1 protein-coding gene is annotated in these 265 nt (G+C 46.4%); it reads left to right on the forward strand.

Going from position 1 to position 265, the window contains the following annotated elements; all coding sequences use genetic code 11:
- The coding region (locus V0R37_RS22390; protein ID WP_420376594.1) for a carboxy terminal-processing peptidase at positions 1-265 on the forward strand (265 nt) is incomplete at both ends.

Genomic DNA, 265 nt, shown 5'->3' on the forward strand with positions numbered 1-265 from the left:
TCAGGAGATTTAACGGCCTTTGAACCGGAGCTGCTGAAGGAACATAATGCGCGTATCGCGAAAGATCCTGAGTTCCAGAACATCATGAAGGATATCGCGCGCTTCAACGCTATGAAGGACAAGCGCAATATCGTTTCTCTGAATTACGCTGTGCGTGAGAAAGAGAATAATGAAGATGATGCGACGCGTCTGGCGCGTTTGAACGAACGCTTTAAACGCGAAGATAAACCGGAGTTGAAGAAACTGGATGATCTACCGAAAGATT

The organism is Pollutimonas rozaliensis (assembly GCF_048751585.1).
Taxonomy (GTDB): Bacteria; Pseudomonadota; Gammaproteobacteria; order Burkholderiales; family Burkholderiaceae_B.